Annotated in this window: 16 protein-coding genes; 8 read left to right on the forward strand and 8 right to left on the reverse strand. The window is 69.6% G+C overall.

Annotation, left to right across the window (positions count from 1 at the left end):
• Nucleotides 1-129: 129 nt before the first annotated feature.
• Together A5728_RS05060 and A5728_RS05065 are read right to left on the reverse strand one after the other, a co-directional pair.
• Complete coding sequence (locus A5728_RS05060; protein WP_064846007.1) at nucleotides 130-636, reverse strand: hypothetical protein; 507 nt, start codon at nucleotides 634-636, stop codon at nucleotides 130-132.
• 29 nt (nucleotides 637-665) lie between these two features.
• On the reverse strand, nucleotides 666-1,328 hold the full coding sequence (locus tag A5728_RS05065; RefSeq protein ID WP_064846008.1) for a GAP family protein: 663 nt from the start codon (nucleotides 1,326-1,328) through the stop codon (nucleotides 666-668).
• A gap of 71 nt (nucleotides 1,329-1,399) precedes the next feature.
• On the opposite strand from A5728_RS05065, the gene A5728_RS05070 reads away from it, so the two are divergent.
• Together A5728_RS05070 and A5728_RS05075 are read left to right on the forward strand one after the other, a co-directional pair.
• On the forward strand, nucleotides 1,400-1,999 hold the full coding sequence (locus tag A5728_RS05070) for a TetR/AcrR family transcriptional regulator (RefSeq protein WP_064846009.1): 600 nt from the start codon (nucleotides 1,400-1,402) through the stop codon (nucleotides 1,997-1,999).
• Nucleotides 2,000-2,061: 62 nt separating this feature from the next.
• On the forward strand, nucleotides 2,062-2,646 hold the full coding sequence (locus A5728_RS05075) for a hypothetical protein (protein WP_156523389.1): 585 nt from the start codon (nucleotides 2,062-2,064) through the stop codon (nucleotides 2,644-2,646).
• 10 nt (nucleotides 2,647-2,656) lie between these two features.
• Here A5728_RS05075 and A5728_RS05080 read toward each other — a convergent pair whose 3' ends face one another.
• Nucleotides 2,657-3,346, reverse strand: coding sequence for a superoxide dismutase family protein (locus tag A5728_RS05080; protein ID WP_082943248.1), 690 nt, complete (start codon nucleotides 3,344-3,346; stop codon nucleotides 2,657-2,659).
• Nucleotides 3,347-3,537: 191 nt separating this feature from the next.
• Here A5728_RS05080 and A5728_RS05085 point away from each other — a divergent pair, with 191 nt between their 5' ends.
• The 3 genes from A5728_RS05085 (at nucleotide 3,538) to A5728_RS15085 (ending at nucleotide 5,992) form a co-directional block, all read left to right on the forward strand.
• Nucleotides 3,538-4,965, forward strand: a complete 1,428-nt coding sequence (locus A5728_RS05085; protein WP_064846012.1) for an NAD(P)/FAD-dependent oxidoreductase — start codon at nucleotides 3,538-3,540, stop codon at nucleotides 4,963-4,965.
• Between the two features lie 110 nt (nucleotides 4,966-5,075).
• A complete protein-coding gene (locus tag A5728_RS05090) occupies nucleotides 5,076-5,495 on the forward strand; it encodes a VOC family protein (RefSeq protein ID WP_064846013.1) in 420 nt (139 codons plus the stop codon).
• The gene (locus tag A5728_RS15085) at nucleotides 5,492-5,992 is read left to right on the forward strand and encodes a GNAT family N-acetyltransferase (RefSeq protein ID WP_082943249.1); all 501 of its coding nucleotides are present in this window, start codon (nucleotides 5,492-5,494) and stop codon (nucleotides 5,990-5,992) included. The genes A5728_RS05090 and A5728_RS15085 overlap by 4 nt, the downstream gene beginning before the upstream one ends.
• On the opposite strand, the gene A5728_RS05095 is transcribed toward A5728_RS15085, so the two are convergent.
• A complete protein-coding gene (locus A5728_RS05095; protein ID WP_231885517.1) occupies nucleotides 5,919-6,719 on the reverse strand; it encodes a glycerophosphodiester phosphodiesterase family protein in 801 nt (266 codons plus the stop codon). The genes A5728_RS15085 and A5728_RS05095 overlap by 74 nt on opposite strands.
• A gap of 322 nt (nucleotides 6,720-7,041) precedes the next feature.
• Nucleotides 7,042-7,677: a hypothetical protein gene (locus A5728_RS05100; protein WP_064846014.1), complete on the reverse strand. Its 636-nt coding sequence runs from the start codon at nucleotides 7,675-7,677 to the stop codon at nucleotides 7,042-7,044.
• 222 nt (nucleotides 7,678-7,899) lie between these two features.
• On the opposite strand from A5728_RS05100, the gene A5728_RS05110 reads away from it, so the two are divergent.
• The 3 genes from A5728_RS05110 to A5728_RS05120 all read left to right on the forward strand — a co-directional run bounded on the left by A5728_RS05110 (nucleotide 7,900) and on the right by A5728_RS05120 (nucleotide 10,504).
• Nucleotides 7,900-8,385 carry a pyridoxamine 5'-phosphate oxidase family protein gene (locus A5728_RS05110; protein ID WP_064846016.1) on the forward strand — a complete coding sequence of 162 codons (486 nt, stop codon included), beginning with the start codon at nucleotides 7,900-7,902 and terminating at the stop codon, nucleotides 8,383-8,385.
• Nucleotides 8,386-8,506: 121 nt separating this feature from the next.
• Entirely contained in the window at nucleotides 8,507-9,652 is a 1,146-nt protein-coding gene (locus A5728_RS05115; protein ID WP_064846017.1) for a type III polyketide synthase, read from the forward strand.
• 12 nt (nucleotides 9,653-9,664) lie between these two features.
• Entirely contained in the window at nucleotides 9,665-10,504 is an 840-nt protein-coding gene (locus A5728_RS05120) for a methyltransferase domain-containing protein (protein WP_082943251.1), read from the forward strand.
• Here A5728_RS05120 and A5728_RS05125 read toward each other — a convergent pair.
• The 3 genes from A5728_RS05125 to A5728_RS05135 all read right to left on the reverse strand — a co-directional run bounded on the left by A5728_RS05125 (nucleotide 10,477) and on the right by A5728_RS05135 (nucleotide 12,534).
• On the reverse strand, nucleotides 10,477-11,289 hold the full coding sequence (locus tag A5728_RS05125) for a nitroreductase family protein (protein ID WP_064846018.1): 813 nt from the start codon (nucleotides 11,287-11,289) through the stop codon (nucleotides 10,477-10,479). The two genes, A5728_RS05120 and A5728_RS05125, sit on opposite strands and share 28 nt — an antisense overlap.
• Nucleotides 11,290-11,292: 3 nt before the next feature.
• On the reverse strand, nucleotides 11,293-11,622 hold the full coding sequence (locus A5728_RS05130; RefSeq protein WP_064846019.1) for a hypothetical protein: 330 nt from the start codon (nucleotides 11,620-11,622) through the stop codon (nucleotides 11,293-11,295).
• Nucleotides 11,623-11,775: 153 nt separating this feature from the next.
• Nucleotides 11,776-12,534 carry an LppP/LprE family lipoprotein gene (locus A5728_RS05135; protein ID WP_064846020.1) on the reverse strand — a complete coding sequence of 253 codons (759 nt, stop codon included), beginning with the start codon at nucleotides 12,532-12,534 and terminating at the stop codon, nucleotides 11,776-11,778.
• Nucleotides 12,535-12,631: the final 97 nt, after the last annotated feature.

Below are 12,631 nucleotides of genomic sequence, written 5' to 3' on the forward strand. Positions count from 1 at the left end.
CCCCCCCGGCCCGGGCCCCCCCGGCCCCGGGCACCCGGGGGTAACACCCCCCCCGGGCGCCCGGCCCCCCCCCCCGCTATGGCCCCCGTCCGCCGTCGTCGTACTGCCGTTAGAGATCGGGCAACGCCATCAACGGCGCGGGGGCTCGGGAGTGTGCTGGGAACGGCGGGACTTCTTCAACCGCGACAGCTTCTCCCCGAGCTGTTCCTGTTCCTCGGGCGGCGCGCTGACCCCGCTGGTCCGCTCGGCCTCCTGGTAGAGGTCACCGCTCATCACGTCGACCAGGTGCTTGGCGCACAGGTTGGACTCGTCCACCGCCTGGATGAGGGCATTCGCGTGGCGGGGTGTCCAGCGGCGGTTCGGGTCCAGGCGGTAGAGCGGGGCACGGATCAGGTCCCCGCACAACCCTTCCTCGGCGATGTGGGTGCGCGCGCTGACCAGCCACGTGACCAGTAGGACCGCCACGAAGAGGACACCGAGCCAGCCGATCACGGGGAAGACCTTGGTCACGAGCTCGGTGAACGGCAGGAAACTCAGCCCGAACCCGACCAGCGTGACCGCGATGAACACGAACCGCCCCCACCGGCCGTGCCAATGTAGTACACCGAAGTACTGCACCGAGCGGCGTTCGATCACTTCCGGGGGGCCTCCGCGGACGGGGGGTGTCAGTTCATCACGGCGGACAATCCGCTCCCGGCCATCCACACCCCCACGATCGCTGCGATCCACAGAAGCGTGACCTTCGCTTCCCGCTCGAGCGTGGGGACGATCCTCTCGAGGCGCGGCCAGATCCGCCGGCCGGCCAATGCTGCAGCCGCGATGAGCACGAGCGCGGGCAGGATCATCACGACGCAGTAGGCGGCGAGCAGGGCCAGTCGCAGCGGCCAGCCGATGTCCATACTCGTGATGATCCCGTTGGCCGCGAGATAGGGGACCATCGTGGCGGCCTCCGTGAGAGCAGCGCCGGCACCGAGGGCGACCATGGCACCGGGATGCAGGGACCTGGGCGGTGCGCGGTGCCCCTCGCGCTTCACGGGGTCCGGTGCGAAGATCCCGTACGCGAGCAGACCCAGCCCGGCGACCACCTTGAACCACAGGGCGGGCTCGCTGTCCCAGATCCTCCCGGCCACGTCGGAGAGGAGGTCGAACCCCAGGGCGATAGCGATCCCCAGGAAGAAGTAGAGGAGCACCACGGTCGCGAAGTAGAAGAACAGCGGGACCGCGTCCACGCGCCGCCGGGAGATCACGAGGACCAGGGGGATCACCAGGGTCCCGAGGCTCATGCTGTCCAGCAGGGCCAATCCGAGCAGTGCGAGAAGGTCACCCATGTGTGCCGCCTTGTCTCGTACGAACGTATGCCATACCGCAACCATACACTTGTATGAGAGGGGGTGGTCAGATGCCACAGGAGAACGAGAGTCGCGGGATGATCCCCGCCCGGGTCATGATCGCGGAAGCTGCGATCCGCGTGATCGCCCAGCAAGGTTTCGACGTGGTGAGCGTGCGCACTGTGGCCCAGGAGTCCGGGATCTCCCCCGGGACCGTTCAATACCACTACAAGACGCGGCGGGATCTGCTGCTCGCCGCCCTCGAGAGGTCCGTGGAGCGACAAACCCAACGGGTCATGGCTGCGCGCGGTCAGAACGGCTATCGGGCATCCCTCGCTCGCACCCTGCGTGAACTCCTGCCGTTGGAGGGCGTGCGGAGAGAGGACGCTGCCGTGTGGGTCAGCTTCGGGGCGGCCGCCTCCACCCGGGACTGGCTCGCGAGCGTGTACTGGCAGAACCTGCAGATCTTCCACGAGGGTGTCCTGAATGTCCTGCGGCGGGCCCAGGAGGACGGGAAGCTACGTGAGGGGCTGACCCCGGACACCGCCGCGCCCCTGGTCACGGCACTCGTGAACGGGTTGGCCCTGGATCACCTCAACGCACCCGAATCCGTTCGGGAGGGCACCGAACAGGCCCTCGATCGGGGGCTCTCGCTGATCCTCACGGACTGAGCCTCCTCAACGCCGTCGCGTCCCAACCCACCGTGTCAGGGCCCGTGCGTAGGGTCGGATGCATGATCCCCCACGACACGAGACTGCGCCGCCATGCCCCCTTGATCGTGCTGGAGGTGCTCCTCGTGGGGACGCTGATCTTCGAGATCGCCCGGGGGAACGGCCCGGCCGTGTTCCTGCTGTCCGCACTCGTCCTCGCGGCGCTCGTCCCGCTCGCCCTGGAGCCGATCGCCCGCGCCAGCATCCCCATGACCCTGCAACTGCTGTACGCGGTGCTGTTGTTCGGCGGGGCGTTCCTGGGAACGTACTTGCACGTCTACGGTGTGTGGACGCCGTGGGACACCGTGGTCCACTTCTTCTCGGGAATCCTGATCGCGCTGGGCGCCGATCACGCGTGGCGCATCCTGTCCCGGCGGCATGGTTTCGTCCTGCCCAAGTGGCTGTGGGGGCTCGCGATCGTGTCGTTCAGCGCCTTCATCGCGTTCCTGTGGGAGGTCGCCGAGTTCGTCACCGATCTGGTCTCGGACAGCAACGCTCAGGTGAACAACCTGGACACCATGACCGACATGATCGCGGGCACAACGTCCGCGCTGATCGTCGTGGTCGTCCTGGCGCTCACCCGGGCGGGGGGCCGAACGTCCGTGTGACGAGGACGGGTTACTCGATCACACCGCACGCCAGGCGGCTGCCGGCGTCACCCGTGGAGCGGGTGTCCTCGTCCGGTCCCTCCGGGGCGTAGCGCTCGGGGATGTTCGCGTAGTTGTCCGGGCCGGAGTGGATCATCAGCGCGGAGCCGTTGTCGTCCCGCAGGTTCTCGGCCGTGAGCCGGTCCGTCTCGAACGACATGGCCGCCCGCCCGGATTCCGTCACCAGCAGCGCGGGAAGGTCACCCGCATGCTCCGGATGGCGAGCGTCGTCGCCACCCAGGTGCCCGCCGGCGGACAGGAATGCGCCGGTCTCGGAGGGATCGTCCGGCGCGGAACTCTCCGCCTCGCACACGCCGTTGCCGTGCACGTGCAGGCCGTAGTACCCCGGTTCCAGACCGGAGAACTCGACCGAAACCCGCATCGCATCCTGGTCGGCCTCGGTGAACTGCGCGGTGCCGACCTCCATTCCCTCGGCATGACGCACCGTGGCGGTGGCCAGGGGACCCGGGCTCGACGCCGCCGTCGCGGCCCCCTGCCCACCCGTCGGATCCGCGGTGGTGGCGTCATTGCCCTCGCCGCACGCGGCCAGTGTCAGCATGCCCGCGAGCCCCAGGAAAGCCAGTCCGCCGCGGGCTCGGAAGGGGCGATGGGTGGTGGGGGGCTCGTCGGTGGCCGGGGGTGTCATTGCGCTCGCGTTCATGGCATCTCCTCATCGTCGGTCCGCTGGGCCGGCAAGGGTCGTGATGCCGACCATGCAACGGAGGTGGCTCTTCCACCGTACACATGACGAGGGTCACAATCGGGAGTATTGCCAGGTGGGAGGCCGGTTCCGCACCGAGCACGGGGTGCCCCCGGGCCGACATCCGGCACCCCGGCGGCTACTGTGAGGACATGACGGAGTCAGCAACGCAGGAGTCGGTGGACGTGATCGTGATCGGCGGCGGCGCGGTGGGAGAGAACGCCGCGCAGTACGCGATCGAGGGCACGGACCTCACCGCGGTCATCGTGGAGGGTCACCTGCTGGGCGGGGAGTGCTCGTACTACGCGTGCATGCCCAGCAAGGCGCTGTTGCGCCCGGTCGACGTGACGGGACTGACGGACGACCTCGAGGGCGTCGTCCCCACGCGGCTCGACCGGGACGGCATGCTCGCGCGGCGCGACTCGTTCGTCTCCGACTACGACGACTCCTCCCAGGTCGAGTGGGCCGAGTCCGCGGGCATCCGCGTGGTGCGCGGCCACGCCCGCCTCGTGGGCGAGCGCTCGGTGCGCATCGAGGCCGACGACGCCGCCGCGCGCACCCTCACCGCGCGGCACGCCGTGATCCTCGCGACCGGCAGCGAGCCGAGCATCCCCTCCGAGTTCGACGGAGCGCACCCGTGGACGTCCGCGGACGCGACAGGCGTGGTCGAGACGCCGGAGAGCATCGCGATCGTGGGCGGGGGAGTCGTGGCATGTGAGGCCGCGGTGTGGCTCAACGCCCTGGGATCCCGGGTGACCCTGCTCGTGCGGGGCTCGGGTTTGCTGTCCGGCAACGAACCGTTCGCGGGGGACACCGTCCTGGACGGGTTGCGCGCCAGCGGCGTGGAAGTGGTGCTCGACGCATCTGTCACCAAGTGCACCCGCAGCGATGCCGAGGACACGGGGCTGGGCCGGGTCCACGGCGGGCCGGTCCACCTGGAGACCTCCGCCGGGACCGTCGACGTGGCCGAGGTGCTCGTGGCCACAGGCCGTGCCCCGCGGTTGCGGGACGTGGGACTCGACGCGGTCGGGCTGAGCGCGGACGACGTCCTCCATGAGAAGCTCCCCGCATGGCTGCACGCCGTGGGCGATGCCAGCGGCGATGTGCCCCTGACCCACTGGGGCAAGTACCGCGCCCGGGTCATCGGGGCCAGGATCAAGGCGGTGGCCACGGGGGCGCCCGCGCCGTATGAGGTGGAGAATCCGCCGGTGCCCCAGGTCGTGTTCACGCAACCGCAGGTCGCGCAGACGGGACTGACGGAAGCCTCCGCGCGGGACCGGGGGATCGACGTCGTCACCGCGGAGGTGCCCTACAACGGTGCGGCCGGCGCGGCGCTGCTGCGTGACACCATCTCTGGAAAGGCCAAGATCGTCGTGGACCGGGAGACCCGGTGCCTCGTGGGTGCCACGTTCGCGGGCCCGGACGCTGGCGAGCAACTGCACGCGGCCACGATCGCGATCACGGGGAAGGTACCGGTGCACGTGCTGCGCCACGCGGTGCCCAGCTATCCCACGGTCTCGGAACTGTGGTTGCGGCTGCTCGAGGAACTGCCCGAGCAACTGCGCCGGGCGCCGGAGTAAAAGGTTCCCGAACAACTGCGCTGGGCCCGGAGCAAGAGGTTCCCGAATCCGCTCGCGACGGCCATACTGGGACCGAATCATCCGGGATGCGTTCGTCGAAGGAGCCTCACATGACCCCCTCACTCGCCACGTACATCGCCCTGCCCGGAACCACCGCCGAAGCCATGGAGCACTGGCACGACGTGTTCGGGGGTGACCTGCACATCCTGCGCTACGGCGACATGGACCTGCAGGGCATGCCGTTCGAACCGGATCCCCAGGCCGTGGCCCACTCGACGTTGACCATGCCCGGCGGGGTGATCGCCGCCGGTGACGCCATGGGGGACGACGACTACCCGCTCACCGGGACCGCCTACTCCCTGCTCTACACGACGGAAACGGCCACGGAGGCGCGGGCCCTCATCGAGAAGCTCGAGGCTGGCGGTGGCCACACGGGCATGCCGTTCGAGAAGGCCCCGTGGGGCGACTGGTACGGCCAGGTCTTCGACCGCTACGGCGTGATGTGGTCGTTCTCGGCGTCCCAGGAATGACGTCCGTCGGGGCCGATATCGGTCCCGGTGCCACCGGGGCCTCCGATACCGTCACCGCGCCGCCCACCCTGCGGCCACTCCACGCCGACGACGCCGCTGCCGTCCTCTCCGCGTTCCGTTCCGACCAGGCCATGTCCCGGCAGGGCACGGTGACCACGTCGGAAGAGGCAAAGGAGTACGTCCACCGGCTCACCGACCCGGACGGAGGCAAGGTCGCGTGGGCCGTGTGCCACGGGGACGGGCCCGTGGGGCTCGTGTGCATCGCGGTGGACGAGCAGAACCGGAACGGCTGGTTCTCCTACTGGATGACGGAGGCTGTCCGTGGCCGCGGGTGGACGTGGACACCTACGGACGGCTGCGAACGGATCCCCGGTGGCAGGGCAGCGCGGCGGCGGCCCGGTTGCGGTCCGGCGACCGTCGGCGCTACCGCACGGCCACGGCGTGACCCACGGTCGCGGGGTGTTTCCGGGAGAACTCCACGGGGAAGTCGGTCGTGATCCGATCTACGCCCAGGGCCACCATGCGGTTGAAATTGCGCTCGGCGTTCACCGTGTACACGCTCATGCCCAGCCCTGCCGCACGGACCCGGTCCACCGCGGCCGCATTGAGCCAGCGGTGGTTGGACCCCACCTGCCCCGCGTAGGTGGAGATCCGCGCGAGGGTCTCGGCATCGGGAACCCGGTACACGAGCTGCTGCAGGGGGACCTCCGGGGCCAGCACCGCGAAGCGCTGATTGGAAGCAGCGTCGAACCCCAGGACCTCGATTCGCCCGTCGCGGACCAGACGCTGCCACCGGGGATCCGATCGCAGACGCTCCACGATGATGTGCTCGATACCGGGGGACGTGACCGGGGACTTGATCTCGATGAACACGCCGATCGCGTCGCGCGCAACCTCCACGGCGTCGTCGAAGTGCGGGATGCGCTCGCCCCGGAACGCGCCGGAGAAGGACGAACCAGTGTCCAGCCGTTGCAATTCGGCCCATGTGAACGACGTGACCGGATCGTTCTCCCGACCCGGGAACACCTCGGCGGCGTTCGTGGTGCGCGCGGGGGTGGGGTCGTGGAACGCGAAGGGCACACCGTCCGCGGAGAGCTGGACGTCGAGCTCGAAGAACTGTGCACCCGAGGAACGGGCCACCTCGAACGCCGCCACCGTGTTCTCGGGTGCGACCCCCGCGGCTCCGCGGTGGCCGATCAACAGGTGGGCCGGCGCAGTGGTCATTCCCGCAGTGTCCTCCCGCCCGCGGGGTGCTGTCAGGAGGGCCGTGGGCCGGATCCAGCGGAGGGGGTCCGTTGCGAGACGGTCGGTCAGGGGGGTCGTGCGGGTGCGCATCCAGAGCCTCTCACGGGTTGCCGTACGGAGATGGCCTTGCCGGTCGCGTGGTGATGACCGGCGAACGGGCCGAACCCATGGTCGCGGGGGGACATGACGGCTGCGGAGCACCCCGATGACCGAGGTGTTAACTCGGCACCACGGATCACAGCCGGTGTATTAACCTGGCGTCCGCCGCCGAATGCACCTCCGGCGGATCGCACCCGGTCCGTTACTCCAGCGGGTCACCCTTGGTGCGGTCCAGCGCGACCCGGACCAGGGCCGCGGCCAGGATGGGGAGTTTTTCGGGCGGGACGAGGTCCGCGAGGTCGTGGGCGTCGTCGGGCAGACCGATCCGCCGGGCGCCGTCCAGGGCCTTGGCGTCGAAGAACGGCGCGAGGCCGGGCCAGACACCCTGTACCTCCCGGGCGAAAATCGCGGCGCCCGCGGGGCCGATCCCCGGAAACTGCTGGAGCGCCTCGAGGACGTCGTCGGTACCGTCCGCGCGCTCACGCACGCGGCGCAGATCCCCGCCGTACTCGTCGATCAGGAGGGCGGCGCCGTCGCCGAGCATTGTGGAGGTGCGCTCGTCGTAACGCTTGTAGCCGCCGCGCCCCAGCGCCTGAACCCGTTGCCGCCACGACGCCGCGCGCATCCGTTCCGGGGTGCGGTACCCGGCCGTGAACAGCTCGCGCGCGGAGGCGACCGCCACCTTGGCCCCGATGCGCGCGGACAGCAGGTTGGCCAGCACCAGCAGCTGGAACAGGGGAGCGGGCGTGTCCCGCAGCTCGATGCCGGCGTCCTGCGCGTACGTGGTGCCGTGGCGCTCCAACAGCACGTGCACGGTGTCCTCGTGCGATCGCGTCATGCGTCCCTCCCTGCCTGGATCTCTGTGTCCGTGTCGTCCGACATCATGCCGCCCACGGCCGGATCGTTCGGGGCCGTGCTGCTCACGACGGCGTGAATTCCGCTCCCGGCCAACTCTCTCGTGCGCACCGTTACTAGTAAATAAACTGACAATCGACGCCACATCGCGGTGGCAGACCCCACGGTTTGGTGGGCATTCACAGCCTCGACGAAAGGAAGTGCCATGGCGGAGAACACCGACGACATCCAGAAGGTGCGGGACATCATCAAGGGCACCCGCATCGCCATGCTCACCCACGTGGACGGGGATGGTCACCTGGTGTCCAAGCCCATGGCCACGCAGGAGGTCGAGTTCGACGGCACCGTGCGGTTCATCGCGGAGCGCGACTCCGAGCAGGCGCAGGCCCTGCAGCAGCGCCCCGAGGTGAACGTGGCCTACTCGGGTTCCGGTTCGTGGGTGTCAGTGTGTGGCACCGCGCGCATCGTCAACGACGAGGCCAAGCTCAAGGAACTGTGGAGCAGCTTCACCGGTTCGTGGCTCCAGGGCGGCCCGGAGAACCCCAACAACATCCTCATCGAGATCGACGGCCACAGCGCCGAGTACTGGGACAGCCCGGGTAACAGCAAGGTGACCCAGGTGGCCAACTTGATCAAGTCCAAGGTCAAGGGCGACACCGTGGACGGCGAGAACAAGGTCGTGGATCTCTGATCCGAACCGCCCGTCCGACGGCCGTTCGATCCCCATGGATCGGGCGGCCGTTGCGCATGTCGGGGCTCGTCCGGCACGGGGCGCCTCGTCCGGGCGGGGGCCCGCGCGCCTACCATGGAGTATGACCGTACGCCTACTGTCGATCGAGACCGCCGTCCCCGACACCGTCATCCGGCAGGAGGACGTGTCCCGGCTGTTCGCCGAGCAGCCGGGGATGACCAGGCTCGGCACGCGTGTGGTGCGTTCCGCCTTCGCGGGCGCCGGGGTGAGCACACGCCACACGGTCCTGCCCGAGCTGGGCGTTGTGGCATCGGGGACCGTTGACGGGGGCGACGCCGCGGCGTCGCCGTTCGTGGATCCCACGACCCGGTACCTGCGCTCGCCGGGAACGCACGCACGCAACCAGCTCTACACCGAGCACGCCAAACGGATGTTCGTGACAGCCGCCCGGGCGGCCCTCGACGCCGCGGCCCCCGGGATCGAGCTCGCGGATGTGACCCACGTGATCACGGTGTCCTGCACCGGGTTCTTCGCACCGGGCCCGGATGTGCGCGTGGCCAAGGACCTGGGGCTACCCGCGGACGTGAAGCGGATGCACCTGGGGTTCATGGGCTGCAATGCCGCGTTCCCCGCCCTGCAAGCCGCGTACACCGCGTGCCGCGCGGATCCGGACGCCGTGGTGCTCGTGGTGTGCGTGGAGCTGTGCACCCTGCACCTGCACGTGCGCAACGATCCCGACACCGTGATGGGCAACGCCCTGTTCGCGGACGGTGCGGCCGCCGCGGTGGTGACCGGGCGCGACGCCGCCGCTCCCGGCGCTACCCTCGAGCTCGTGGACTTCGAGACGACCCTGGCCCCAGTGGGCGAGGAGGAACTCGCGTGGAGCGTGGGGGACGAGGGCTTCGAGATGATCCTGGGGACCTACGTGCCGCGGATCATCGACGACCACGTGACGGACGCCCTCGCACCCCTGCTGGACCGCGCGGGGCTGAGCGCGGACCGGATCCCCCTGTGGGCCGTGCACCCGGGGGGACGCAGCATCCTGGACAAGGTGCAGGGACGGCTCGCGCTCACGGACGAGCAGATGGCCCCGTCCCGCGGAGTGCTCGCGGACGCCGGGAACATGAGCAGCGCGACCATCCTGTTCGTGCTCGAGCGCCTTGTGCGAGCGGGGGACCCGGGCACCGTGGCGGCGCTCGCGTTCGGCCCCGGCCTGAGCATCGAGAGCGCCCTGCTGCGGGTCTGTCCCGCGTCCGAGACGAGGTGAGCGATGAAGCCTATGCTGCGCAACAACCCTCTGCCGCACGCTGATGTCCTGGGCCGCCGCGACCCCCTGCTCCGCCACCGCAGCGTGGACGAGCCGGAGCTCATGGACGATCCGGCCTGCGATCCGGTGGCCCTGGACAACACCTACCGCTTGTTCGGGGTGATCAACCCGCTCGTTGCATCCTGGTGGCCCGTCTACCGCCGGTATGTACGTCCCGCGTTGCGTGCCGCTGCCCGAGAGGGTCGCCCCGGCACCGTGCTGGACATCGGGTGCGGCGGGGGCGACGTCGCCCGGGCCATCGCCCGCTGGGCCGCTCGCGACGGGCTGGACGTGCGGATTACCGGGATCGACCCGGACGCCCGGGCCACCCGGTGGGCGGCCGCGCACGACCGCGGAGTGGGCGCCACCTACCGGACGCTCGCGAGCCACGATCTGGTGGCAGCGGGGGAGCGCTACGACGCCGTGATCTCCAACCACATGCTCCACCACCTGACACGGAAGGAGCTGTCCGCCGTGCTGGCGGACTCACGTCGGCTGACCCGTGGGGTAGCGGTGCACAACGACCTGCGCCGCAGCCGCGCGGCCTGGCTGCTGTACTGGGTGGCCACGCTGCCGCTCGCACGAGCCAGGGTGTTCGTGCGCTTCGACGGTCTGCTGTCCATCCGGCGCAGCTACCGCCCCGGAGAGCTGCGCCAGGCGCTGCCCCCGGGGTGGCGGGCCGTGCAACAGCGGTTCTTCCGGCTGCTGGCGGTGCACACCGGCCAGGACGCGGAGCCGGTCCGGGCGGACCGGGATCAGGTGGACACCCCGCAGCAGGACCGGACTCAGTCGGACCCGGGACGCACGTCCTGATCCCAGCCCTGCTGAGGCGTCTCGCACGTTTCCCGGAACACGTACTGGGAGGGGCGTTTGCGCTCGCGGCTGGACCAGTCGATCGCCGGGCGGTGGGTGCGCTCGGGCACGTAGCCCAGCCGGTACACGGCCATGAGCTCCAGATCCTCCGGAACGCGCAGCACGTCCATGATCCGCTGCCACTGGTGCGGTGCCTCCATGGGGAAGGACACGAACTGGATCCCCATACCCAACTCCACCGTGGTGAGCCACAGGTTCTCCATGGCGGCACCCATGCTGAACACCGAGTAGAACCCGGACAGTTCCTCCGGGCGGTATTCGCCGCGCTCGAGCATCACGCCGATCAGCAGCGGGGACCCCGCCACGAGCTTGCGGTTCTCCTCGCCCAGGGTCTGGGGCACGCGCAGCTTGTTCATGAGGCTCTGCCCGGAGGGCGTGAACGCCTTGGACGTGAACGGGCGCAGCAGCGCGGGCAGTTTGTCGAACAGCATGCCGCTGCGCTGGGCGTCCATCTCCTTCTGGCTGAACCGGAAGTACTTCTTGTACCGGTCGAAGAACGTGCCCGCGCCCATGACCTCGGTCATGCTCTCCCCGCTGATCCGGGCAACGGTCTCGATCGTGTCCCGGTTCTCGATCAGCACGAACCGCCACGGCTGGCTGTTGAACTGGGAGGGAGCCGCGGCCGCCGCGCGGATCAGCAACTGTTGGTGCTCAGGGCTCACAGGATCCGGGCGGAACGGGCCGTTGGTGGTGCGGCGGTTGAACACGGCATCCAGGAATTCCACGATTCACCTCCAGGCCAGCGCGAGGCCGGCCACGTAGCAGGGAGCCGCCGCGAGGGCGTCTCGGGTGTGACGTCGCAGCGGGTGCGCACCGTGGCGCTGCAACAGGAAGAGCGGGACGACCGCCGGTGCGAGGACCGCCGCCACTGGGGAGCGCTCACGCACCGCGGCCACGCATGCCGCCGCGGTCACGGCGGACGTGGTGATGTACAGACCGTGGTGGATCCACCGGACGTTCGAGGTGTTCACCCACCGGGCGGCCACGGACGCCCCCAGCGCGCAATTGGCGGTGTATGCACCGGCGGATGCGGTCACTAGCGTGCGCAGCAGGTTCATGACTCTCCTCGCCGGTGGGGTGCGTCCCGTGCGCTCATCGTGTCACACGTGGCATGCCATGGTGTCCAGCCACGCGGCCGCGCTGCCGTCTCGATGGAGTGCGGGGGCGACGGCGCGTGGTGGCGTTGTCGAAACCGGGCGCCGGGGCGCGGCTCAGCCGATACCCGGGGGCCACTCGCCCGCGTGGTCCACGGACTCGGTGTTCGGGTTCCAGGAGTACGTGGACACAGCCCGCCCGCTCGCATCGGCATTGCTCTCGCCCTCCTTGGCCCACCGGTAGGTGACCTGGATGGCGGAGTCGGACAGCCGCACGGTCGTGGGCGAGAAAGCGATGCCCTCCTTGGTGGTCGTGCCCAGGTACTCGCCGTCGTGGAAGAGCATCTGCTGCGACGGGGAGGACGCCGTGCCCCCGCGGATCGTCAGCGTGACCCACGACAGGTCCGCGCACGGGTCGTACGTCTCGGTGTCGATCGCCACCCACTCGGCGTCGGGAACGTTGCCCTTGGGGAACGCCGGGCCCACCTTGTCGATGTTCTCGTTCACGGCCTGCTCCGCGGAGGTGTTCGCGCACGACCCGGACGGTTCGGGGGTCGCAGACGACGCCGCAGTGGTCGCCGCGGGGCTCTGCGACCCGGGCGCGGGGGTGTCGGACGCGGTCATGTGACTCTTGGGCTGCGCGGCGGGCGAGGACACGGGAGCCGCCGCGGTCGCCTGGTCGATCGCCGCGGCGTCGGTCCCGGCCTGCGGGCTCGCGGCCTGGGAGCGGATGCCGGAGGTGGGCCCGTTGGCGATCTCGGAGGAGGTGGCCATGGACTGTGGCTGTTCCGCGGGCGAGGAGTTGCATCCGGTGAGCCCGCCCAGTGACAGGACCAGGAGGGCGGCTGCCGCGGTCAACGTGCGTGTGCGGTGCATGACGAATCCTCTCGTCTCATCCGTTCCCCGATGTCCACGGGTGGTTCCAGCGTGAGGGCTCGTCTTCACTTAAGCAATACTTCTATGTAGATGTAAA

Source organism: Kocuria sp. ICS0012 (genome assembly GCF_001665945.1).
In the GTDB taxonomy this organism is placed as follows: Bacteria; Actinomycetota; Actinomycetes; order Actinomycetales; family Micrococcaceae; genus Kocuria; species Kocuria marina.